Raw genomic sequence first — 368 nt, forward strand, 5'->3', positions numbered from 1 at the left:
AACATGTCACGCATCAGCGTGCGGCGCTCGGCTGACATATTGCCCTCCACGTGATCGTGTTCGGCAAACGAGAAATGCACGGGGATGGGCTGGCTGCTGGTGCCAATCTCCAGCTCGACGCCATGGTTTTGCAGCAGCAGACTGAACTGCTCCAGGTAGTAGCCGCTGTACAGGTCGGGGCGGGTTAACGTGGTCTCAAACCGGCCGGGGCCGGCCACAAAGCCGTAGCTCAACAGGGATTTGTCGGCCGTAGGTGCGCGGGACACGGTGTCTGTGTGGATGCGCACCAAGGGGTAACAGGCCCGCACATGGCCTGCGCTGTCGTCGCCGGCCACAAAGCGCTGCATGGCCTGGCGCAGGTGCTGGAT

The 368-nt window shown here is 62.8% G+C and carries 1 pseudogene; it reads right to left on the reverse strand.

Features of this window, described 5'->3' with window-relative positions:
- Positions 1–368: pseudogene (locus AC1D1Y_RS26890) on the reverse strand (AMP nucleosidase); the annotation flags it as partial.

Source organism: Polaromonas sp. P1_G1, assembly GCF_056405595.1.